Source organism: Chryseobacterium sp. FH1 (assembly GCF_000735135.1).
GTDB lineage: Bacteria > Bacteroidota > Bacteroidia > Flavobacteriales > Weeksellaceae > Epilithonimonas.
This window is the reverse complement of the sequence record NZ_JPLZ01000006.1, coordinates 989,189-1,011,778: the sequence shown is the minus strand read 5'-3', so window position 1 is coordinate 1,011,778 and position 22,590 is coordinate 989,189. Positions and strand designations below refer to the sequence as shown.

The 22,590-nt window shown below is 37.2% G+C and carries 24 protein-coding genes; 11 read left to right on the top strand and 13 right to left on the bottom strand.

All coding sequences use genetic code 11. From position 1 onward, the window contains the following. Positions 1-30: 30 nt before the first annotated feature. Positions 31-2,853, bottom strand: a complete 2,823-nt coding sequence (locus IO90_RS11550; protein WP_034966603.1) for a SusC/RagA family TonB-linked outer membrane protein — start codon at positions 2,851-2,853, stop codon at positions 31-33. Positions 2,854-3,148: 295 nt separating this feature from the next. Between IO90_RS11550 and IO90_RS11545 the strand changes: the two genes are divergently transcribed. The 3 genes from IO90_RS11545 to IO90_RS19015 all read left to right on the top strand — a co-directional run bounded on the left by IO90_RS11545 (position 3,149) and on the right by IO90_RS19015 (position 4,312). Then, complete coding sequence (locus IO90_RS11545) at positions 3,149-3,703, top strand: ferritin (protein ID WP_034966601.1); 555 nt, start codon at positions 3,149-3,151, stop codon at positions 3,701-3,703. Positions 3,704-3,778: 75 nt separating this feature from the next. After that, positions 3,779-4,084, top strand: coding sequence for a DUF493 domain-containing protein (locus tag IO90_RS11540; RefSeq protein WP_034966599.1), 306 nt, complete (start codon positions 3,779-3,781; stop codon positions 4,082-4,084). Between the two features lie 81 nt (positions 4,085-4,165). Then, positions 4,166-4,312 (top strand): hypothetical protein, encoded by a 147-nt coding sequence (locus IO90_RS19015; protein ID WP_165569352.1) that lies wholly within the window; start codon positions 4,166-4,168, stop codon positions 4,310-4,312. A gap of 79 nt (positions 4,313-4,391) precedes the next feature. Here the strand turns inward: IO90_RS19015 and IO90_RS11535 are convergent, their stop codons facing one another. Beyond that, complete coding sequence (locus IO90_RS11535; protein WP_034966597.1) at positions 4,392-5,366, bottom strand: deoxyhypusine synthase family protein; 975 nt, start codon at positions 5,364-5,366, stop codon at positions 4,392-4,394. Positions 5,367-5,759: 393 nt separating this feature from the next. On the opposite strand from IO90_RS11535, the gene IO90_RS11530 reads away from it, so the two are divergent. The 5 genes from IO90_RS11530 to IO90_RS11510 all read left to right on the top strand — a co-directional run bounded on the left by IO90_RS11530 (position 5,760) and on the right by IO90_RS11510 (position 10,228). Next, on the top strand, positions 5,760-7,685 hold the full coding sequence (locus tag IO90_RS11530; protein WP_034966594.1) for an ABC-F family ATP-binding cassette domain-containing protein: 1,926 nt from the start codon (positions 5,760-5,762) through the stop codon (positions 7,683-7,685). 120 nt (positions 7,686-7,805) lie between these two features. Beyond that, positions 7,806-8,348: a transposase gene (locus IO90_RS11525; protein ID WP_228374680.1), complete on the top strand. Its 543-nt coding sequence runs from the start codon at positions 7,806-7,808 to the stop codon at positions 8,346-8,348. 45 nt (positions 8,349-8,393) lie between these two features. Further along, positions 8,394-9,023, top strand: a complete 630-nt coding sequence (locus tag IO90_RS11520) for a PH domain-containing protein (RefSeq protein WP_034966592.1) — start codon at positions 8,394-8,396, stop codon at positions 9,021-9,023. A 69-nt stretch (positions 9,024-9,092) separates the two neighbouring features. Beyond that, complete coding sequence (locus tag IO90_RS11515) at positions 9,093-9,668, top strand: Crp/Fnr family transcriptional regulator (RefSeq protein ID WP_034966590.1); 576 nt, start codon at positions 9,093-9,095, stop codon at positions 9,666-9,668. Positions 9,669-9,781: 113 nt separating this feature from the next. Next, positions 9,782-10,228, top strand: a complete 447-nt coding sequence (locus tag IO90_RS11510; protein ID WP_034966588.1) for a carboxymuconolactone decarboxylase family protein — start codon at positions 9,782-9,784, stop codon at positions 10,226-10,228. Between the two features lie 394 nt (positions 10,229-10,622). Here the strand turns inward: IO90_RS11510 and IO90_RS11505 are convergent, their stop codons facing one another. The 4 genes from IO90_RS11505 to IO90_RS11490 form a co-directional block, all read right to left on the bottom strand. After that, on the bottom strand, positions 10,623-10,994 hold the full coding sequence (locus tag IO90_RS11505) for a hypothetical protein (RefSeq protein WP_034966586.1): 372 nt from the start codon (positions 10,992-10,994) through the stop codon (positions 10,623-10,625). 128 nt (positions 10,995-11,122) lie between these two features. Beyond that, on the bottom strand, positions 11,123-13,204 hold the full coding sequence (locus tag IO90_RS11500; RefSeq protein WP_228374704.1) for a M3 family metallopeptidase: 2,082 nt from the start codon (positions 13,202-13,204) through the stop codon (positions 11,123-11,125). Between the two features lie 296 nt (positions 13,205-13,500). Continuing rightward, positions 13,501-15,351 carry a cation:proton antiporter gene (locus IO90_RS11495; protein WP_034968989.1) on the bottom strand — a complete coding sequence of 617 codons (1,851 nt, stop codon included), beginning with the start codon at positions 15,349-15,351 and terminating at the stop codon, positions 13,501-13,503. After that, positions 15,351-15,875 (bottom strand): NAD(P)H-dependent oxidoreductase, encoded by a 525-nt coding sequence (locus tag IO90_RS11490; protein ID WP_034966582.1) that lies wholly within the window; start codon positions 15,873-15,875, stop codon positions 15,351-15,353. Before IO90_RS11490 ends, IO90_RS11495 begins: the two co-directional genes overlap by 1 nt. Positions 15,876-16,066: 191 nt before the next feature. On the opposite strand from IO90_RS11490, the gene IO90_RS18845 reads away from it, so the two are divergent. Further along, a complete protein-coding gene (locus IO90_RS18845) occupies positions 16,067-16,429 on the top strand; it encodes a hypothetical protein (protein WP_034968987.1) in 363 nt (120 codons plus the stop codon). A 57-nt stretch (positions 16,430-16,486) separates the two neighbouring features. Here the strand turns inward: IO90_RS18845 and IO90_RS11480 are convergent, their stop codons facing one another. The 4 genes from IO90_RS11480 to IO90_RS11465 all read right to left on the bottom strand — a co-directional run bounded on the left by IO90_RS11480 (position 16,487) and on the right by IO90_RS11465 (position 18,751). Then, positions 16,487-17,287 carry a TPM domain-containing protein gene (locus IO90_RS11480; protein ID WP_034966580.1) on the bottom strand — a complete coding sequence of 267 codons (801 nt, stop codon included), beginning with the start codon at positions 17,285-17,287 and terminating at the stop codon, positions 16,487-16,489. Continuing rightward, the gene (locus IO90_RS11475) at positions 17,268-17,699 is read right to left on the bottom strand and encodes a TPM domain-containing protein (protein WP_034966578.1); all 432 of its coding nucleotides are present in this window, start codon (positions 17,697-17,699) and stop codon (positions 17,268-17,270) included. Before IO90_RS11475 ends, IO90_RS11480 begins: the two co-directional genes overlap by 20 nt. Beyond that, the gene (locus IO90_RS11470; protein WP_034966576.1) at positions 17,696-18,298 is read right to left on the bottom strand and encodes a LemA family protein; all 603 of its coding nucleotides are present in this window, start codon (positions 18,296-18,298) and stop codon (positions 17,696-17,698) included. The genes IO90_RS11475 and IO90_RS11470 overlap by 4 nt, the downstream gene beginning before the upstream one ends. Before the next feature lie 81 nt (positions 18,299-18,379). Continuing rightward, positions 18,380-18,751 carry a winged helix-turn-helix transcriptional regulator gene (locus IO90_RS11465; protein WP_034966573.1) on the bottom strand — a complete coding sequence of 124 codons (372 nt, stop codon included), beginning with the start codon at positions 18,749-18,751 and terminating at the stop codon, positions 18,380-18,382. 91 nt (positions 18,752-18,842) lie between these two features. On the opposite strand from IO90_RS11465, the gene IO90_RS11460 reads away from it, so the two are divergent. Beyond that, positions 18,843-19,838, top strand: a complete 996-nt coding sequence (locus IO90_RS11460; RefSeq protein WP_034966571.1) for a zinc-binding alcohol dehydrogenase family protein — start codon at positions 18,843-18,845, stop codon at positions 19,836-19,838. After that, positions 19,839-20,315, top strand: coding sequence for a cupin domain-containing protein (locus tag IO90_RS11455; protein WP_034966569.1), 477 nt, complete (start codon positions 19,839-19,841; stop codon positions 20,313-20,315). It begins immediately after the preceding gene. Between the two features lie 113 nt (positions 20,316-20,428). On the opposite strand, the gene mazG is transcribed toward IO90_RS11455, so the two are convergent. From mazG to IO90_RS11440, 3 genes are all read right to left on the bottom strand, one after another. Then, positions 20,429-21,199, bottom strand: coding sequence for a nucleoside triphosphate pyrophosphohydrolase (gene mazG, locus IO90_RS11450; protein WP_034966566.1), 771 nt, complete (start codon positions 21,197-21,199; stop codon positions 20,429-20,431). Between the two features lie 193 nt (positions 21,200-21,392). Continuing rightward, on the bottom strand, positions 21,393-21,839 hold the full coding sequence (locus tag IO90_RS11445; protein ID WP_034966564.1) for a PH domain-containing protein: 447 nt from the start codon (positions 21,837-21,839) through the stop codon (positions 21,393-21,395). Beyond that, positions 21,840-22,490 (bottom strand): protein-L-isoaspartate(D-aspartate) O-methyltransferase, encoded by a 651-nt coding sequence (locus tag IO90_RS11440; protein WP_034966562.1) that lies wholly within the window; start codon positions 22,488-22,490, stop codon positions 21,840-21,842. Positions 22,491-22,590 lie beyond the last annotated feature (100 nt).

The following is a 22,590-nucleotide window of genomic DNA, read 5'->3' as shown; positions in this document are numbered from 1 at the left end:
TTAAAAATATTTTTTTCATGATTTTTCTAATTAAAATGTTAAGTTCATACCCATTGAATAGATAGCAGAGATTGGGTAGATATTTTGATCAATACCCATTTGTACTCTATCTGAATTAAGTATTTCTGGAGAGAATCCGTTGTATTTGAAACTTGTCCAAGGATTTTGAGCACTTACATAAATTCTCAATTTTCTAACTGACAGGGATTCTGCAATATTGTTTGGCAAACTGTAACCTACTTGTATATTTCTAATTCTTATATAGCTCCCATCTTCTACAAAATAACTATTAGGCAAAATCACAGATTGATTAGAAGTAATCATAGAATTGGTATTGGATGTACCAGCACCTCTCCATCTGTTGTTGTACATATCAAGATCCCAATTCTCGTTACCGAAACGTTGTTCTCTATTGAAGTTGTAAATCTTGTTACCAAATACACCTTGGAAATCTACACCTATATCAATCGAATGAATATTCATGTTGATTCCAAATCCGTAAGTTCCTTTTGGAATCGGACTTCCTAAGAAAGTTTTATCTCTGGTATCGACTACACCATTCCCATCGTTATCAGCAAATTTGAACCATCCTGCTTTTGCACCAGTTTGTCCAGATGCTGCTGCCTCTTCATCAGTTTGAAAAACACCAACAACTTGATATCCGTAATAAGATCCTACTGCTTGACCTGTTTGTAATCTTACAATAGAATTACCAAATAAACTAGCTCCAGTTTCTAGGAATGATCCGCCAAAAACATCTGTAATTTTGTTATTAAGAGTCGTGAAGTTTCCATAAACCCCTAATTTAACTCCTTCACTTAAGTCTGCCGCATAGTTCGCTGAAACTTCAAAACCTTTATTTCTGAATGAGTATGCGTTTGTAATAAAATTATAAGGATTACTTGCTCCAGAAATTGTTCCTTGGAAAATCCCATGTACTACATCTTTAGATTCTTTGTCATAGTAAGTGGCTTCTAATTTCAACTTGTTATTAAGGAAAGCCATTTCTACACCTACATCTGTTCCTGTAGTTGTTTCCCACCCAATGCTCGGGTCAATAACTCTATCAAGAGTGGCTGCAGGATAACCGCTATTACCATAATATGCACCACCTCCAATAATTGAGACATTTTGAGTAAAATCTCTTACAACTCTTGGATTACCTAGTTTACCCCAACTTGCTCGAAACTTCAATAAATTGAAAACATTTTGTTCGCTCATAAAGCCTTCTTTGGAAACTACCCAACCAATACTTACCGCTGGGAAAGTCTTGTATCTATCTGTAGAAATCTGTGAAGATGCATCTCTACGTACAGAAGCGTTTAATAAGTATTTACCTTGGTAATCATAATTGATTCTTCCAAAAAATGATTCTATTCTTTGCTGATCCTGAGTCGCCGCTGGTCTACCATCTGTAACTGCTGGTGCTGTATCTTGATAATTAAAAATATCTGTACCGTTGAAAATATTTAGAGAACCATTAGTCCCATCATAATTTACGTTTTTAGCAATCCAAACATCCTCTGATCTTGAGTCTCTGATTCTAGTAAAGCCAGCTAACAACTCCAAATTATGGTTACCCAATTCCTTTTTCCAGTTGATCGTATTATCCCAAACATAATTTCGATTTCTGACATTTCTGGTAATTAAATTTGATAAAGTCGCATTTGGTGTATACGTAATTGCTGGCGTATATTCGTATTGACTTGGATTATAGCTATCACTTGTGTAACTACTTCTAAAAGTAAAATCTTTCAAAAATTTAATCTCAGCGAAAACATTGTTTAATAATCTATCTTGCCTTACTTGAGATCTGTAAAGATCCAACTGCGCTCTTGGATTTGCAATGGAATAACCATTGAAAAACTGATAACTTCCTGTTGTAGGATTCATAGCAGAGAACAATGGTGGTGCATTACGCGCATTCAACAGAGGGTTTTGTGAAACATCTGTACGTGTTTTGGAATAAGAGAAATTATTACCCAAGGTAATGTTATCAGTAATTTTATAACTAAGATTCAATTTGGTATTAAATCTATTAAAACCACTTCCAGAATTGATACCTTGTCCTGCAGCTAGATTTCCTTCATCTTGAAGATAACCTACACTACCATAATAATTAAGTTTCCCCAAACTTCCTGATGCAGAAAAGTCATTTGAGTTGATAATGCTTGTACGGAAAATCTCTTTGAACCAATCTGTGTTCGCAGGAAAATCCGCTCTGCTGATTGAACCTTCTGAAGATCCATTATTATCATTAAGCAATTTCTCATTGTATAACTCAATGTATTGATCAGAGTTCACCATTTTAGGAACATTGGTCACAGTTTTAAATCCTAAATAAGAGTTAAGATTGAAAACAGGTTTCCCTTTTCCAGTTTTAGTTTTGATGATAACTGCTCCATTCGCAGCTTTAGCTCCAAAAATAGCTAAACTGGAAGGATCCTTCAAAACACTCATCGACTCGATATCTTGAGGATTAAGGAAAGAAATATCCTCAGTCAACATTCCATCTACGATGAAAACTGTATTTCCAGAGAGAGATCCAACTCCCCTGATATCAACTCTAGGAGATCCACCTGGCGTTCCTGATGTAACAACATTCACCCCAGCTAATTTACCTTGAACAGAGTTTAAAGGGTTGGCATTGGGTTTATCCGCAAGATCTTTTGCAGTTACAATCCCGATACTTCCTGTTACATTCTCTTTCTTTTGTGATCCATACCCGATGACAACTACCTCCTCGATTTTATTTTCTTGTGCAGTTGTGTCTTGTGTGGATTGTGCATGCAAGTTGCCTCCAAAATAGATCGCGGCAATGAGCAATGGTAATTTCACATAATTTTTTTTCATAATAATCTTAAGTATTATTTTCTAATTCGAATATAAATAAATTTTTAACAGAACGTTAATTAATGCTAAAAAATTCATAATTAATTAATAATCAATTCATTAACCCAAAAAACAATCATCTTTGACCAAAATTCACCGCCGAAAAAATCACTGTTTTGGCTTGGTATTTGTCTATTTTCACTGAATTGCTCTTTTAATTACTCAAAATGAGTTAATAATAGAAGTCCTTTTTCAGTCTTTTTTTATGGTAAGGCTGTAAAATTAATATCAAACAAACCTAATCACATATAACATTATGAATACCAACAGATTATCGCCTCAAATGCAAGAGGCACTGATAAAACAAATGACAAAAGAAGCACATGCTTCACAAATATTCCTTTCTTATGGCTGTTGGGCAGACGTCAAAGGTTACGGCGGAATTGCCAATTTCCTTTACCGACACTCACAGGAAGAGAGAAATCATATGATCAAGTTTATGCGCTACATTCTTGACAGAGGTGGCGAAGCAAAAGTTGAAGCAATTCCTGCGCCACCAGAGAACCCACAGAGTTTGACAGATGCATTTAATAAAGTTTTTGAACACGAAGTTGATAATACGACTGCCATCTATGAGATTGTTAATCTTTCATTTGAAGAGAAAGATTGGGCAACGTGGAACTTTATGCAATGGTTTGTGAAAGAACAAATCGAAGAAGAAAAATTAGCTCTTGAGTTGATTGATAAATTGAAAATCGCTGGTGGAGACAGCGCTTCAGACGAATCTCTTTTCACTTTGGACAAAGCTTTGGAATCTGCGCCAGATGATGTTTCCCTTCCACAAGAGGCGACGGCCGAAAATCCTTCGTAACGACAAATTAAATATCACTAACTTTGATCTCCGTTTTTTAGCGGAGATTTTTTATTAATTAATATCAAAAATAAAATGGCAGATATCGTAGAAACCAACCACAATAATCCAGAAGAATTTTACAAATCATTGAAGGAAAAATTAGAAAGTCAACACAACTTTCCAGAGGAATATCTTTTTAAATTCATTGTTCCGGGAGATTCTGAAAAGATCACAGAGATCTTAAGAGTTTTTGATGGCCTTAAATACACTTTATCCAATAGAGAAAGCTCCAAAGGAAAATACACATCCGTTTCTTTGCAATGTTTCGTGATGGATGCGGATCAAGTCATCGATATCTATCAAAAGGTTGCGAAAATAGAAAATGTGATGATGCTTTAATAATAAATAATAGTTGATAAATGATTTTTAGAGTGGCTTGAAACTTGTATTTTAACCATCAGTATTTTAAAATTTCAAGTTATGAAAAAAGCATTTTTCAGAGTTCTGAACAACATCAACAAAGCGATTTTACCAAAATATAGCAAACGAGATTTTACAAAACTCAACAAATTTCAAAAACTCATTTTCGGTTATCGATATAAGGTTTTGGTAAATTCATTAGACTAGATCATCAACTTTAAAACATAAAAAGAAAGCGTTCAAAATAATTTGAACGCTTTCTTTTTTATATAATCAACTCACTCAATTAAGAATTCTCAAGAATATAACTGAACATCAAAGGTGCACAAATTGTCGCATCACTTTCCACGATGAACTTTGGTGTGTTGATATCCAATTTACCCCAAGTGATCTTCTCGTTCGGAACCGCTCCGGAATAGGATCCGTAAGACGTTGTAGAATCTGAAATCTGACAGAAATAACTCCAGAACGGAATATCGTGCATTTCCATATCCTGATACAACATCGGCACCACACAGATTGGGAAATCACCCGCAATTCCACCACCAACTTGGAAGAATCCAACGCCTTTTCCACCAGAATTTTTCGGGTACCAATCAGCCAGATAAGCCATATATTCGATTCCAGATTTCATTGTAGAAAACTTCAAATCGCCTTTGATGCAATAAGACGTGAAAATATTTCCCATTGTAGAATCTTCCCAGCCTGGAACTACAATCGGCAAGTTTTTCTCAGCCGCCGCAATCATCCAAGAATTTTCTCTCGGAATCTCGTAATACTGCTCAAGAACGCCAGACAAGATCATTTTGTACATATATTCGTGTGGGAAATATCTTTCTCCTTTTTCGTCTGCATCTTTCCAGATTTCGTAGATGTGCTTCTGCAATCTTCGGAACGCTTCTTCTTCCGGGATACAAGTGTCAGTCACTCTATTCAAGCCTCTTTCCAACAAATCCCATTCTTCTTTCGGCGTAAGATCTCTATAGTTTGGAACTCTTTCGTAATGCGTGTGCGCCACAAGATTCATCAGATCTTCCTCAAGGTTTGCACCAGTACAAGAAATGAAATCCACTTTCCCCTGGCGAATCATCTCAGCCAAGATTTTCCCTAACTCAGCAGTTGACATTGCTCCAGCAAGCGTGATCATCATTTTACCGCCATCTTTAAGATGCGCAACATATCCTTTGGAAGCATCTACCAATGCCGCAGCATTGAAGTGCAAATAATATTTTTCTATGAACTCAGTAATCGGTTTGCTCATTTTGTTTAAGATTTTTGCAAAGATAAGGATTTGTTTGGATGATGGAAGTTGGATAGTGGAAGCTGAATGATTTAAGTAAAATAATTGTCAGTCTGAGGCTCTCGAAGACCAATAAAAATTCAAAAATCGTCAGATTTTTTCCATATAAAATTTATTGAATTCGATTCAAATTAAAAAATAAGAAATTGAGATAAGTCGGGCTGCAAGTTTCAGTATAAATTCAACTTTATCATTAAACATAATCAATCAACAACTGTCAGGCTGAGGCTCTCGAAGCCAACTATTCTTTCAATAACGTCTTAATTATTAAGCAAATATAAACTTCCAACATCCAGCTTCCATCTTCCATCATATTTCACTACTTTTGCAAATTCAAATAAAATATAGAATACAATGCTTTCGGTTCAGGGATTAGGCTTACATCACGCAGGAAATTATCTTTTCAAAGACACCAATTTTACCATCAAAAAAGGTGATAAGATCGGATTGGTCGGAAAAAACGGAGCTGGAAAATCCACGCTTCTCAAAATACTTTCCGGAGAGATCAATTTCTACGAAGGTAATGTGGTCACGGAAGGTAAGATCACAATTGGTTTCCTAAAACAGGATCTTGACTTCGTAAAAGGAAGAACTGTGTGGGATGAGACAATGCAGGCTTTTGAGCAGATCAATGCTTTGAAAGATGAATTGGAAGAAGTCAACCATCAACTGGCGACCAGAACCGATTACGAAAGTGATGCATACACCGACCTCATCAACAGAATGACAGATCTGAACGATCTTCTGATGAATTTCGATGCTTACAATTTGGAAGGCGATGTGGAGAAAATCCTATTTGGATTGGGTTTCAAAGCGGATGATTTCCAAAAGATCACCGACGAGTTTTCCGGAGGTTGGAGAATGAGAATTGAACTGGCAAAATTACTTCTGCAGCAAAACGATCTGATGCTTCTGGATGAGCCTACCAACCACTTGGATATGGAATCTATCATCTGGCTGGAGGATTTCTTGAAAGATTATCAAGGCTCGATGTTGCTTGTAAGTCACGACAAGCAATTTATGACCTCTACCTGTAACCGAACTTTTGATGTGAACAACAGAAAAATAGACGATTACAAGGCCAACTACTCCAAATATCTTGAACTAAGAAAAGACAGAAAAGAAAAACTCATCCAGGCCAAAAAGAATCAGGATGCAGAAATAAAACATACAGAAGAATTGATCAACAAATTCCGTGCGAGTGCTTCCAAAGCATCATTTGCGCAATCATTGATCAAAAAACTAGACAAAGTAGAACGCATTGAAGTGGAGAATGAGGACGTTTCTAAATTCAATATCCGTTTCCAACCGAGTGTTCAACCTGGAAAAGTAATCTTCGAAGCTCAAAATTTGGGGAAAGCTTATGGTAAAAAACAGATTTTCGACAAGGTAGATTTCATCGTAGAAAGAGGCGCAAGAATCGCTTTGCTTGGGCAAAATGGTCAAGGAAAAACAACTTTGGCAAAAATTCTTGCTGGCGATATCACCGATTTTTCTGGAAGCTGGAATCTTGGACACAATGTGAACATCGGTTATTTCGCTCAAAATCAGGAAGAAGTTTTGACGCCTGATAAAACTGTTCTACAGGAAGCAGAAGATTCTGCAACCGAGGAAACAAGACCTAGAGTCCGTGATCTTTTGGGATCTTTCCTTTTCCAAGGCGAAGATGTGACGAAGAAAACGAAAGTTCTTTCCGGAGGTGAGCGAAACCGTTTGGCGCTTTGTAAATTGTTGCTTCGTCCGTTCAACACCTTGATTATGGATGAACCTACGAATCACTTGGATATCCAGTCGAAGGAAATTATCAAATTGGCACTTCAGAAGTTTGAAGGCACCTTGATCGTCATTTCTCACGACCGTGAATTTTTGCAAGGATTGTCTGACAAGATCTTCGAATTCCGTGATGGACGTATGAAGGAATTCCTTGGTGACATCAACGAATATCTGGAATTCAGACAGAAAGAAAGCATCCGCGAGATCTCGGCTGAGAAAGCTAAACTTCATCAGGAAGAAGTTCCGGAAGTTAAGATCCCAGAACCAGTTGTAAAAACTCAGGAATCTAATATCATCGTAAGCAAAGAACAAAAGAACATCCAAAACAAGATCAAGAAAGTCGAAGAAAAAATCTCTGAACTTGAATTGAAAATCGAGGAATTCGAAGGTTCTTTCACCAAAGAAAATCCGTCTGAAGAAACTTTGGAAACTTACAACAAAATCAAGGAAGAATTGGATCTGACTTTGCAGGAATGGGAATTCTTGGGAACTCAACTGGAAGGTTAAGATTAAACTATAAAATAAATTATAAACTGCATTGGATATTCTGATGCAGTTTTTTTGTTTAATATATTAAGTTTTTATATTTTCACTGATTGTAAAACACAATTTTTAATTTAAAATACGATGATGAAGAAACACATTCTGATTTCCGCTATTCTTCTTAATGGCGTTTTTTATGCGCAAAGCAACTGCGACAATGTAAAACTGGAAAACACGAATCTAAAGTCAGAGATTCAAACCATTAAAACTGAAAATGATTATTTAAAAAAAGTTCTTGAAATCAATGCACCAATTCTTGAATCTGAGAAAGACAATAATAATTTCAGAATCACAAAAGTCGTTGGTAATAAAACTGATAAAACTATCACAATTACTTCTCTTATAGAGGCAAAAGATGTCGATAAAAATCTTGTGATACAAGACATTTCCATCATTGATTTGGGTGGTGAATTATACAAAGCAGACCTTTTTAAATCTAGCAATACATATCCAGAATTATCAACTACAGTTCCGATGAAACTTCACTTTTCCTTTAAAGATATCGTCGACAATCCTTTATTAATTAAAATTTTAAGGTTCCGAGTTAATTCCTCTCTTAAAAGCAACACTTTCACAAAATCAAATTCTGATTTGGAATTCCGAGACCTGAAAGTTATTTGGAATTAATTAGTTTTCGTAATTTCACATTTGATAAAACTTAAAAATTCAAAAATGATAAACGATATAAAGAAATTCCTGAACGAAGATCAAGATCCAAAAGCGGTAGAAAAAATTGCGGAAAAAGTAAATGACCTTTTGACCAATGGCGAAACCTTAGAATACATCGCTGTTCAGAATAAACCAGCTATCAACATTTCGCCAGATTCTATCGTACTTACGAATAAAAGGATCATCTTTTTCCGTTCGAAATCGTTTGGTTTGGTGACGGATTTTCAGGATTATCTTTGGAAAGATGTGGGCGAAAGTCATATCAGCGAAGCGATTCTGGGTTCTACTTTTAAGATGACGGCGGTCAGCGGATTTGTTGAGACGATTGATTATATTCCAAAATCTCAAGCGAGAAAATTGTATCAATACGCACAAGCCAAAGAGGAAGAAATGATAGAATTTCGCCGACAAAAAGAGCTGGAAGACAAGCGTGCAACCTCAGGAGGATTTACCTTTAACACACAGAATGAAAAACCGGAAAAACCGGAAGAACCGAAAGAGCCGATACAACCACAAGTTCCAACAGAAGACCCAATGGAAACCTTGACGAAACTAAAAGCTTTTCTGGACAATGACTTGATATCCTTGGAAGATTATGAAGCTAAGAAAAAAGAAATCTTAGGCAGAATGTAAAAACGCAAAGCAAAATGTAAATCAGCATTTTGCTTTTTATTTAAATTTACACTCATCAATTAGAAACAAATGTCTCAAATCTTCCGAAACCATTTAGAAAAATTTATCAAGATCAGCGATAACGATTTTGAGGAAATCTTGTCCTATTTCGAAGTCAAGAATTTTGCTAAAAAAGAAAATCTTTTGGAGGAAGGACAAATTTGCAAGTATAATTATTTTGTACTGAATGGACTTCTGCGCAAGTTTTTCATCAATGAAAAAGGGACCGAGCAAACTACAGACTTTGCCTTGGAAAGCTGGTGGATGACCGATAATTTTTCTTTTGAGCACAAAACGCCGGCAGATTTTTCTATCCAAACGGTGGAGAAGTCCGAAGTTTTGTATATATCCAATGATTCTCAGGAAAAACTGTTGGAGCAATTTCCAGTGATGGAGAAGTATTTTCGAATCGTCTATCAGAGAGCTTTTTCGGCCAATCAACGGAGAGTCAAATATATTTTTTCTTACTCGAAGGAAGAATTCTATCTCAATCTGCTTCGGAAATATCCAGAATTTGTTCAGCGCGTTCCGCAATATCTGATTGCTTCCTTTCTAGGATTCACGCCAGAATATCTCAGTGAACTTCGGAAGAAAATAGTTTCTTAGTTTTAAAGAAGAATTCCAAACGTAATTTCCGTGATGCACTTTCTTAAACCAGTTTAAGTTTTTTCGGTTCTCAATTTCAGAATTTTGTCTTAACAAATTAAAAGAATTACAAAATGGACAAACGCATCAACATCAGTAAAACTGATCCGCAAGCTTTTAAAGCAATGTTGGGATTGGAAGGTTATCTGGCCAACTCGGAGATTTCTAAAACCATCAATGAACTTATCAAGATTCGCGCTTCACAGATCAACAATTGTGCTTACTGCTTGGCAATGCACACCAAAGATGCCATCAAATATGGCGAAAATGCAGAGAGAATTTTCATCGTCAGCGCCTGGCACGAAGCAGAAAGCCACTTTACAGACGAAGAAAGAGTTGCCTTGAAAATGACGGAAGAAATCACTTTAATTTCACAAGCTGGATTGAGCGACGAAACGTATCAAAAAGCAACAAAAGTCTTTTCTGAAAAGCAGATCGCAGAAATCATCATGGCAATTGTGACCATCAATGCGTGGAACAGAATCGCCATCAGTACAAAATTGGAAATTGGAGAAGTTTAATTTTCATTAAATATTTCAACAACAATGAGAATGTTTTTATTAAAATATTCTCATTGTTGTTTTTAGTCATTACATCATACTCTAAACAAAAAAAATCCCAATCAGGAGCCGACTGGGATTTAGAAAATAACAAATCGAAAAATGGAACTATAAAAACAACAAATTACATTTCTCTCTTTCGATAAAAAATCCGGAATCCTGCCGTCAACCTATGAAAATCCAAAAACAGAATCCCGGAAAAAATAAACTATGAAACTATTATTGTTACAAGTAGTTACGATATTTTTTGGATTTTGGATTTCGGAATGTGAAAAATTATTTTCTGAAGGCTTTGAGATAATCTTCACATACTCAGTAATTGGTGAAATTTTCGCAATTATTAATTGATATTAATCTAAAATATTTCTGAAATAATTGATGTTACGACTAATAGCAATATTCTTAAAAATATAAAGCTCAAAAATAAAATAGTAGGTGATATTAAGATAATTGTGTACCACTTCAATTTTACATCTTTATAAGTATGCCATTTCGCTTTGATTTTCAAACCAATAACTAATGTTCCAATTGATACAAATAAGAGAGTTGGTAGAAAAAATAACATATTAAATCCAAATTCATAAGGTGCATATCCTTTAATGACTCCAAATGATTCTCTATTATAAGATATGATGTGAAGCAAAATAAAAGTAACAGCTAGAAAGACAGAAATATTAAAAAGATTTCTTTCACTTTCGAAATTTAAAAAAGAAAATTTATTTTTCATAATGTAATCAAAACTGACATTATTTTGTTCAGACTAAATTACTTAAAAAAAAGGTGAATCAAAAAAACGTTCCCAAAATTGGAAACGTTTTTCAATACTTTGCAAAAGTTCTAAATCTTTGACAAAGTTTATTTAATAAAACCTCTGCTTCTAAGCAACGGTTTGATGTCCGCTTTGTGACCCGTAAAACCTTCGAAAGCCTTGTTCAGATCTACGCTATTTCCAACGGAAAGAATATATTTTCTGAAACGGTCGCCATTTTCTCTGGTCAATCCGCCGTTTGCTTTGATCCATTCCCAAGCATCGGAATCCAAAGTTTCTGACCACAGATAAGCATAATATCCAGCCGAATAACCTCCGCCCCAAATGTGTGCAAAATAAGGCGTGTGATATCTTGTAGGAACTTGTGGCACCAGCAATCCGTATTTGTTCAACGCTTGTTTTTCGAAATCCAAAACTGGAATTAGCTGGCTGTCAGAAGTTACCGTATGCCAATTCATATCCAAAGTTGCGGCCGCCACCAATTCTGTGGTCGCATAACCCTGGTTGAAGTTTGACGCTTTTTTGATTTTATCAATCAACGTTTGAGGCATCGGTTGTTTTGTCTCATAATGCAAGGCGTAGTTTTTCAAAACCTCAGCTTCCAAAGCAAAATGCTCATTGATTTGAGAAGGGAATTCCACAAAATCCCGTGGTGTATTGGCTCCGGAAATTGACGCATACTTTTGGTCTGCAAACAAACCGTGCAAGGTGTGACCAAACTCGTGGAACATTGTTTCTACATCGTCATAAGAAATCAAAGACGGCTTTCCTGGCGCAGGTTTTTGATAATTGAAGACATTCACGATCACAGGTTTTTGACCTAACAAATGCGACTGGGGAACAAAATTATTCATCCACGCGCCACCGCTTTTGTTGCTTCTGGTGTAGAAATCCAGATAATATAAGGCTAAAGATTTTCCGTTTCTGTCATAAACTTCGTACGCCACCACGTCTGGATGGTAAGTTGGAAGATCTTTTCTCACTTTGAACGTGATGCCGTAGAATTTCTCAGCGGCGTAGAAAACACCTTTTTCCAAAACCGTGGTCACTTCGAAGTAAGGTTTGATCTCATTTTCGTCCAAATCGTACTTCGCTTTTCTCACTTGCTCGGAATAGAAATTCCAGTCCCAAGGTTCAACTTTGAAGTTTCCTTTCTGCGCATCGATCACCTCCTGGATTTCTTTCGTTTCGCGGTTTGCAGTTTCTACAGCAGGTTTTGCCAACTGTGCCAAAAGTCCCATTGCGGCTTCCGGCGTTTTTGCCATTTGATCTTGCAAGCTCCATTCTGCGAAGTTTTTCTTTCCAAAGAGTTGCGCTTTCTGCAATCTCAATTTTGCCAATTTCTCAACCGTTTCTCTTGTGTCGTTGGCATCGCCTTTCTCAGCGCGGGTCCAAGAAGCTTTGAAAAGTTTTTCTCTTGTTGCTCGGTTTTTTAAGTTTTGCAACATTGGTTGTTGTGTGGTATTTTGTAGAGCCAAAAGATATTTTCCTTTTTGTCCTGCTTGTTCTGCATCTGTTGCGGCCGCAGCAATTTCATCAGCGGAAAGTCCATCCAATTCTTTGACGTCAGAAATCAAAACAGCTCCATTTTTTCTGGCCTCCAACAATTTGTTGCTGAATTGTGTAGATAATGTTGCCAATTGCTGGTTGATCTGTTTCAGTTTTTCTTTGTTCTCAGACGAAAGATTGGCGCCGGCCAATTCGAAGTTAGTTAGATAAAACTCGGTCAATCTTTTGCTTTCTGCATCCAATTTATCCGTTTTTACCGCTTTCATTCTTTTGTATAATTTTTCATTCAGAGAAATTTTATCCGAATGTGCGGCGAAAATTGGTGCGTACTCTTCCTCTATTTTTTGAAGGACATCATTGGTATTGGAACTTGTCAGATTATAAAAAATAATCGTTGCGCGTCCCAAAGTTTGTCCGCTGTTTTCCAAAGCTAAAAACGTGTTCTCAAATGTTGGTGCAGACTTGTCATTGATTATCTTATCGATGTTTGCCAATTGTTCTTTGAGTCCGATTTCAAAAGCAGGTTTGAAATGTTCGTCTTTGATTTTATCAAATTCCGGAGCTTGGTATTGCAACGGACTATTTTTAAGAAAAGGATTGTTGTTCATAGATTTTTCTGTGGTTGCAGACGCTTTTTTCTGCTGAGCATTTATCATCATATTTCCTGTATTTACGGCAAGAAATGTTATTAGTAATGAAGTTTTTATTTTTTTCATTTATAAAATTAATTAGGGAATAAATGTAATGAAAAGTGCGGGAATAATCGAATGGTGTTTTTTGAAAATTCGATTCTTAAACAAAACCTCAATCTATTGACTAATGCTGTTCTATGACGAATCTGCAGACCGACTTATCTCAATTCCTTATTTTTTTGTATTGAATCGATGTTTGAGTGGATCACGATGTAAAATCGGGAGGGAGTGGAAGACGGAAAAAGCCGCACAAATTACTTTCATCATTTATCATCGTCCTCGTCTCCACTCCAATGGTTTTCTTCGAAGGAAATACTGTCCAATGCGAGCAATTCGGCTTCGCGTTCCAAGGTTTCGCGCAATGTAAAAGTGATCAGGTTTTTATCTTTTTCTTTGGCGAGTCGTCTGGTCATCGCTTTATCGATAATCATAAATCGTTTCCCCATTCTTCTGGCGGTGTATTTCCGCATTCCGTTTTCCTGAAGGATGTCAACAGCCATATCCACAGCGGTTCCCAAGGTTTCCCGGTAGATATTATCGACTTTTTTATTCAGAAATTCGTAGGCATCCAAACGGTTTTTGGCGCGGACAAAGATTTTGAGATTGGGATAATTTTCTTTGGCATAATCTACAAGCAATTTATTTTTCTCCGGATCATCCAGACAAACCACGAGCAATTCTGCATCCTCGATTCCGGCAGAACGCAAAAGTGCTGGCTTGGTGGCATCGCCATAATATACATTGAATCCGTTCGAGCGCAACAACGCAACTCTATCCGGATCGTTGTCCAAAACTGTAGATCGGATTCCGTTGGCTTTCAGCAATCTACCAACTGTACTTCCAAAATAGCCAAATCCAACGATGATGATTTTTCTTTGTTTGATGATGCCGAGTTCAACATTTTCCTCAGATTTTTGTTTGATAAAACGTTTGTCGAGAACTTTTTCTTTGAAGATCAAAAGGAGTGGCGAAATACACATCGTAATCGCTACAATCGCCATCAATTCTGAGTTGGCCTGATAATCAATTAAAAATAAACTGGCGGAAAAATTAATCAAAACAAAAGCAAATTCACCGACTTGCGACAAGGCAAACGCTAGGAAAAAACTTTGCTCGTTGTTCATTTTATAATATTTCCCGATTCCGAACAAAACAGAAGCTTTGATAGCCAACACTATAAACGCGGCAGAAAAAATAAAAACAGGTTTGGAAGCAATGATATCAAAGTTGATCGTCGCACCAACGCTCACAAAAAACACCGCCAAAAGCAAACCTTTGAACGGATCTATATTACTTTCCAACTCGTGCCGGAACTCGCTGTTTGCCAACATCACGCCTGCAATGAACGCACCCAAAGCCGGACTTAAACCAATGGAGATCATCAATTCTGAAACGCCAATCACGAGGAACAACGAAGCGGCGGTCAAGAGCTCATTTAGTCCAGACTTCGAAACGAATCTTAGAAATGGGATGAAGATATATCGACCTAATAAAATCAATGCTAGAACGGCTCCAATTACTGTAAAAGGTTGTAACCATTCGGGAATATAATGCAATAGAACTCGTTCGTGATCTATCTGAGAAACGGCTTTCTGGGATTTTGCGAGAAATGGCAGAAGCGCCAAAATCGGAATCACCGCAATATCCTGAAATAGCAAAATCGAAAAGGAAGACTCTCCACTAACGGTTCGGAAAAGGTTCTTCTCCTTCAACGTTTGAAGAACAATCGCTGTGGAAGACATTGCGAAACAAAGCGAAATGATAAACGATTTTTGTAGCCCGAATCCTGCAATGTAAAACACAACGAAAATCCCGACAATACTAAGCAACATTTGACTGAGCCCAAGTCCTAGAATTCGTTTCCTGATTTGCCATAGCTTCTGTGGTTCCAACTCCAATCCGACTAAAAACAAGAGCATAATGACACCTAACTCTGAGGCATGCATAATGTCTGCGGCGTCTTTGCCTGTGAGCTGTAAACAAAATGGGCCAATCAAAATACCGCCGAGTAGATAGCCGATCACGGAACTCAAACCCAGTTTCTTCCCCAACGGCACCATAATAATGGCAACGCCCAGAAAAATTAGAATCGTCATTGCAATAGAGTTTTCCATCATACTTCCTTGAGTATTTGTGAGAGTTGTTTACATGAAATATCTAATTGATTACTGTCCAGATTATCTGCATTGTAAACGATATGTGTTTTTACAAGTTCGATATTATTGATGTCCAGCGAAACGCGAAGCCCTGTGAGAAGTTCTTCTGCGCTGGTCTTGTATTTTCCTTCTTTGGAATAGTTATTTTCGCTTCCGCCGACGCTAGTGATGATGATTGCGTCTTTGCCAGAAAGGATATTAAGGCCACCTTCGGAGATCCAACGCATATCAAAAACCTCATCGATCCAAAGTTTCAACAATGGTGGCAAGCCAAACCAAATGATTGGAAAATGGAAAATTATCCTTTCATACTCCACAATTCTCTTGCGCTCGCGAAAAGGCTGAATATGAAAATCTGGATAATCCTCGTACAAATCGCGCAACGTCACATTTGGCATCTCCTCATAACATTTCAACAATCTTACGTTGGTTGTAGAATGTTCGAAATAAGGATGTGCAAATAGAACAAGTGTTTTCTTCAAGGGAAAATGCGGTTTTCGTAAATATAATTAAAAAATCGCTTCAAATCAAATTCCAATGTATTACGAAATTGAAAATTATTTTGGAATACAAAAAATGTACTTCACTTTCAGAAACTTTTTTTTACGGTTACGGATTTCCGCATTTGATTGAGAAATTAAAAGTATACTTTCGCACACAAATAAATATTATAATGAAAAAAACTTTATTTTCTTTTTGTTTACTTCTAGGTGGCTATTTAGTTAATGCACAAACAGTAAATGATATTCCATTGAAAGATATTGATGTAGAGTATGTTAGAATTGTTGGAACATCAAAGCTATTAACTACAAAACTTACTATAGAAATTGATTTTGGGCAACGAACAAAATTTTTCTCAACTGGTAAAGAAACCATTGTAAAAGATGCAGATGGAAAACCTATCGATTTCAATTCAATGATTGATGCTCTAAATTTCATGTCAAAAAATGGATTTGAATTCATAACAGCTTATGCAATCTCAATTGGCAATCAAAATGTTTATCATTACTTGTTGAGGAATGCAAAACATAAATAAAATAAACCCGGAAGATACAATCATCCGGGTTTATTATTTATAATTTCATTCTCTATTCTACCATCCGCCAGAAGCGCCACCGCCGCCGAAACTTCCGCCGCCGCCAAAGCCTCCGAAACCGCCGCCTCCACTGCTTCCGCCTCCGAATCCACCGCCACCAAAAGTGCCTGGGAATGGGAACGGGAAGAATCCCCCTCGGTATCGTCGGTTTCCTTTTCGGGAAAGCGTGTAATCATCGTCGTCATCATCTCCACGGTTGTTTTTGTTGATGATACTCATAAGAATGATAATGATCAGAACAATCAGAATAACGCTTCCGACATTAATTCCATCTTCTTTTTTCTGCTTCTTTACAATCGGTTTGAATTTACCCTGAACCGCTTCCATAATCGCAGAAGTGCCTCTGTCTATCCCGTTGTACCATTCTCCTTTTTTGAAGCTTGGTGTCACCAGATAATCCAAAATCTGACCAGCCACGGAAGCTGTCAAATATTGCTCAACTGCTCTACCTGGCTGGATGGAAAACTTTCTGTCCTCCGTCGCAATCAGAAATACAACGCCATTATCAATACCCTTTTGTCCAATTCCCCACTTTTGACCGTACATTGTCGCGAGATAATTCACATCTTCGCCACCTGCTGTCGGAAGAATTATAACTAAAATCTCGGTGGACGAGGAATCGGATACTTTGATCAATTTTTGGTTGAGTGCATTTTTTTCCGACTCCGTCAACAATCCTACTTTATCGTAAACAGGATAAAGCACGGCTGGTTTTTCCGGCACCAACTGAGCTTTGACAAACAAACCAAAGACCAGGAAGAATGCGAAAGTAAATCGTTTAAGAGAAGCTGAGATCATTGGGTAGTTCATTGATATTTTCCCCTTCGAAAGGGAAATATTTTTTCAGTTCGTAGCCAGTTTTCAGGATGGCATCTTTCAGTCCGTTGTGGTAATTTTCTTTAGCAAACTCAGCTGTGATCTCGTCGTGGAGCGTGTCCCAAAAAGACTGTTTCACTTTTTTATGAATACCTTCGTCACCAATGATCGTGAGATAATGCTGTTCAAAATTCACATAGAACAACACGGCGTTTCTCTCTTTGGTATTGTGCATTTCCAGAGATTGGAAAATATGGAAAGCTTTCTTTGCAAAATTGTCCAACCCGGTGGAATCTATGTGCACACGAATCTCTCCCGAAGAGTGGTCTTCAGCTAATTTGATGGCTTCCACGAGGGAAGCCATCTCTGTATTTGTAAGAAAATGATTCATTATTCTGAGAAAACATCAGGTGCATTTTGCGCGCCTTCTGCTGCTTTGAATGTTGGTTTAGATTTGAATTTCGGGAACAAAGCCGCAACGATGTTTCCAGGGAAAGTCTCCACAAGATTGTTGAAACCTTTTACAGATCCATTGTAGTAAACCGTTTCTGAACGGATGCTGTTTTCAATCGCTGTATATTCTCTTTGGAAGTTGATGTACTGCTGATCTGCTTTCAAATCTGGATACTTTTCTACAACCATTAGTAATTTTCCTAGCGCTCCGCTTAGTTGACCTTGTGCTTGTTGGAATTTTGCCATATCCGCCTCCGTCATATTTGTAGGATCTACATTAACAGAAGTTGCTTTTGCTCTTGCCTCAACTACTTGTGTCAAAGTTTCCTGCTCAAATTTTGCGTAAGATTTTACTGTTCTTTCAAGATTTGGAATCAAGTTCGCACGTTTTTGATACACGGTTTCTACGTTCGCCCATTTTTCAAGAACATCATTATTCGCTTTAACCATAGAATTGTATCTTCCAGATCCCCAAAAGAAAACTATTGCTGCCAATGCCAAAAGTGCGACACCAACAATCAGGCAACCTTTACCTCTCATATTTTATGTTTTTATAAATGTTAATTAATCAAATATACAAATTAAATGCAATCTTAAAATTAATTTTTATGGATATTGGCATTAACCTTCAATAATCTTCTTTCTGTGTGTGATTCCCCATTGGACGAGATTTTCTGTAAGTGGCGTGACGCTTTTACCGTATTCCGTAATGGCGTAGAAAACCATTATTTGCGTGTCATCTTCGACAGTTCTGGTGATGAGAAGATTGGTTTCCAATTCTTTCAATTCTTTACTTAGCATCTTGGCAGAGATCCCATTAATTTCGCGTTGAAGTTTTTTGAAATGTAACTTTTGGTGTTCCCGATTGGTCAAATATCTCAATATCATCAGCTTCCACTTACCGCCCAGAATATCCAAACAATCTCTCATCGCCATCAGTTCTTCACCGCAAGTTGCTTCTCTTTCTATATTATCTACAACAATTTTACTCATATCGATTTCATTAAGGTAACTAGTAACCTTTGGTTAACTACTAACAAATTTAAAGCTTTTTACCAATAACTTTGTATTAAAATAAAGTAATATGAAAGCTATTATTCTAGACGACAACAATCAGCTTAAAGACGAAACCGTCACGCTAAGACCAATAAATCCAGAGGAAGTCCGAATCAAAATCCTCGCATCCGGCTTCAATCCCATCGATTATCAGATGCGGGAAAATGAACACGAAAAGAGATATTTATTTTCTAATATCCTTGGAAGAGAAGGTTCCGGAATCATCGTCGAAACTGGACAAAATGTGAACCTTTTGAAGATTGACGACGAAGTTTTTTTCGTTTGCGGAAGTATGGGAAGCAACAGAACTTATGCTGAAGAAATTATTTTACCTCAAGCTATTGTGGCGAAAAAACCAACTTCAATCAGTTTTGAAGAAACAGCTGGTTTGCCTTCTATCGGAATTACAGCTTTACAAATTTTCAATCGCGTTGATTGGAATCAAATAGAAAATGTTGTGATAACTGGCGCATCCGGCGGAGTTGGGAATTTTGTTTTGAGATTAATTTTAGGAAATTTAAATAAGAAAATTGTTGTCACAGCTGGCAATCAGGAAAGTATCAAACAATTAATTGAGATTGGCCTTAATGAAAATCAAATAGTCAATTACAATCAGGATAATTTAGCTGAGAAGATTTTAGAAATCAATCAAAATCAGAAATTCGATTTGGTCATCGATGCAGTTGGACATCAATTATCAGAAATCTCCGCCGACGTTTTGAAAGCCAACGGAATCTACGCCAATGTTACCCATTTCATCACACCAAAAGCTAGCGATTCACTCTTCGGAGTTGGTGCAACTATTCTCAATATTTCAAATTTTATTTATGCAAAAGAGAAAAATTACAATCATTTCAGAAAATCTCTCAATCAAATCAAACAATACATCGACGATGGAAAAGTCAAATCTTTACCAATCAAAATTATTGGTGGACTTTCCTCTGAAACTGCTGAAAAAGCGCAACAATTATTGAAGAATAATCAAACGCAAGGCAAAAAATTAATAATGCAAAATCAAGAATAAATGAGCAACATCAAAGCAATTCCGAGAAGAATCATCACCGGAACGAAAAACGGAAAATCTTACATCGCAAAAGACGAAATCGTTACCAATGTCTCAGAACATTTTCCCGGATTGATTATTTCCGACGTCTGGCAAACCAGCAAAATGCCGGCAAGTTTTGAACAGGAAAAACCGACAGAAAATTCCGCAATTCCAAGTGTCATTAAAAATGGAACTTATTTCCGCTACGTCCAGATTCCACCAGATAAGCAACTAGGAATCGAAGCGTCTGCGGGACAACCTCATCCGCTGGTGCATCAAACCAAAAGTCTGGATTATATCATCATTCTTTCAGGCGAAATATATCTAATCACCGACACAGATGAAACGCTTTTGCAAGCTGGCGACATAGTCATCCAAACCGGAACGAATCACGCTTGGAGTAATCGTTCTGATGAAAACTGTATCCAATTGGCAGTTTTGATTGATGCTGAATAATCAATTAGAAAAAAAATTCTCGCAGATTACGCTGATTTTGCAGATTTAATATAGATAAAAAATCTGCTCAATTTGCCTGATCAGCGAGATTATAAAATTTTAACAGATAAGATTTATTTTTCAAAAACCTTGGCTTCTTCCCAAAGCTCGTCCATTTCTACAAGATTAAGGTCAGCGAGGCTAAGGTTTTTAGATAAAGCCAACTCTTCCATTTTCTGAAATCTGGAAATGAATTTCGAGTTCGTTCGTTCCAAAGCTGTATCAGCATTTAAGCCAGAAATTCTGGCATAATTAATCAAAGAAAAGAAAACATCGCCCAACTCCTGCTCCTTTTTATCAGCCTCAGTTTCCGCGTGAAATTCCTCCAACTCCTCTTCCACTTTCGCCCACGCATCTTCCGCAGAATCAAACTCAAAACCAATCCCCTTCACTTTATCCTGAATCCTGTAAGCTTTGATAATCGGAGGCAAACTCTTCGGAACGCCTTCCAACACGGACTTATTTCCTTCCTTCAATTTCAGTTTTTCCCAATTTTGCTTCACTGCTTCCTCATCTTCCGCAACAGCATCGCCGTAAATATGCGGATGGCGGAAAATCAACTTCTCATTCAAAGAATTGATGACATCAGCTATATCAAAACTCTCTTTCTCAGAACCGATTTTCGCATAGAAAACCAAATGCAGAAGCACATCGCCAATCTCTTTCTTGATTTCCAAAAGGTCATTGTTCAGAATCGCATCAGACAATTCGTAAGTTTCCTCAAGCGTCAGATGGCGCAAACTTTCCAACGTCTGCTTCCTGTCCCACGGGCATTTTTCCCGCAAATCATCCATTATATCAAGAAGCCTTCCAAAAGCCTCCATTTTTTCCTCTCGTGTGTTCATAAATGATGAATGATATTTGATAAATGATTATTAATTTTATTCTTATTTATTTGGGCGCCTTTATCTGTCCTCCGTTCCCATTTTGTCACTCTGAGGCTCTCGAAGAGTCCGCTCAAGTCGGGCTGCGCTTCGCAAAGTTCAACATTTGTCTTTCAAAGTCAATTTCCATCAACTTTCAACCAACAACCATCAACTATTTTCTCACATCTTCAATAATGATATGACTATTAACTTTCAGCAATTCCTCCAAAAATTCATCTTGATTTTTCGGTGTAATGTACAGGTCGTTTTTATTTTTCGAAAAAATAATCAATCCGCCCGTTGCAGTTCCACATTTGTGAAAACCGCTCCACATCGTCTCACCAATTCTGATTTTTGTAATTTTAAAAATGTTAATTCTGAAAACATTATAGATGACGCTGACAATCAGTTCTTCATCTTTGATTTTAATTTTAATAAAGAAAAAACTGATAGACAAAACGACTACAACAGCCAAAAGAATCGCCGTTAAAATGCTCCATCCAAGCACATTCAAATCCTCATCAAAGTAAGAAACTCCAACAATTCCCAAAAGGAAAACCGTAATTACAATATACATTGTGGCGTAAATGCCATCCAATCGGCTGGTAAAAATTTTCATTTAATGTGATTTATTTTGCAACATCGGTACAAACTTGTAAACCCCAAATTCCTCTTTCTCAAACTGCGTATCCGAAATCTTCGTAAATCGGTAAAGAATCTGTTCATCGGTTTTCCCAAGTGGAATGACCATTTTACCTCCGACTTTTAATTGTTTCAATAATTCTGTGGGCAGAACTTCCGCACCACAAGTTACCAAGACTTTGTCAAATGGCGCAAACGTCGGCAAACCAGCAAAGCCATCGCCAAAACTCTGAAACTTCGGACGCAAATCCAACTCTCTGAAAAGTTTATGAGAAAAATCGAACAGGTCTTTTTGACGTTCAATCGTGTAAACCAAAGCTTTCATTTTGATAAGAACTGCCGTCTGATAACCGCAACCAGTTCCAATCTCCAAGATTTTCTCGCCTTCTTCAACTTCCAACAATTCCGTTTGTTCCGCAACGGTTGAAGGATGAGAAATCGTCTGTTTCGCCAAGATCGGGAAAGCGCGGTCTTCGTACGCATAATCCTCGAAAACACTTTCTATGAAAAGATGCCTTGGAACCTCGTTCATCGCAGACAAAACAAAACCGTCAGTGATTCCAATCTTCTGATGAAGATAATCCATTAATTGTTTTCTTTTCCCTTTGTGAACGTAAGTATCTCTCATTTACTAATTGCTTTTTAATTGGCACTTCGACTCCGCTCAGTGTGACAACTCTAATACTTAAGCTATTACTACAGCGATGTCAGGCTGAGCGGAGTCGAAG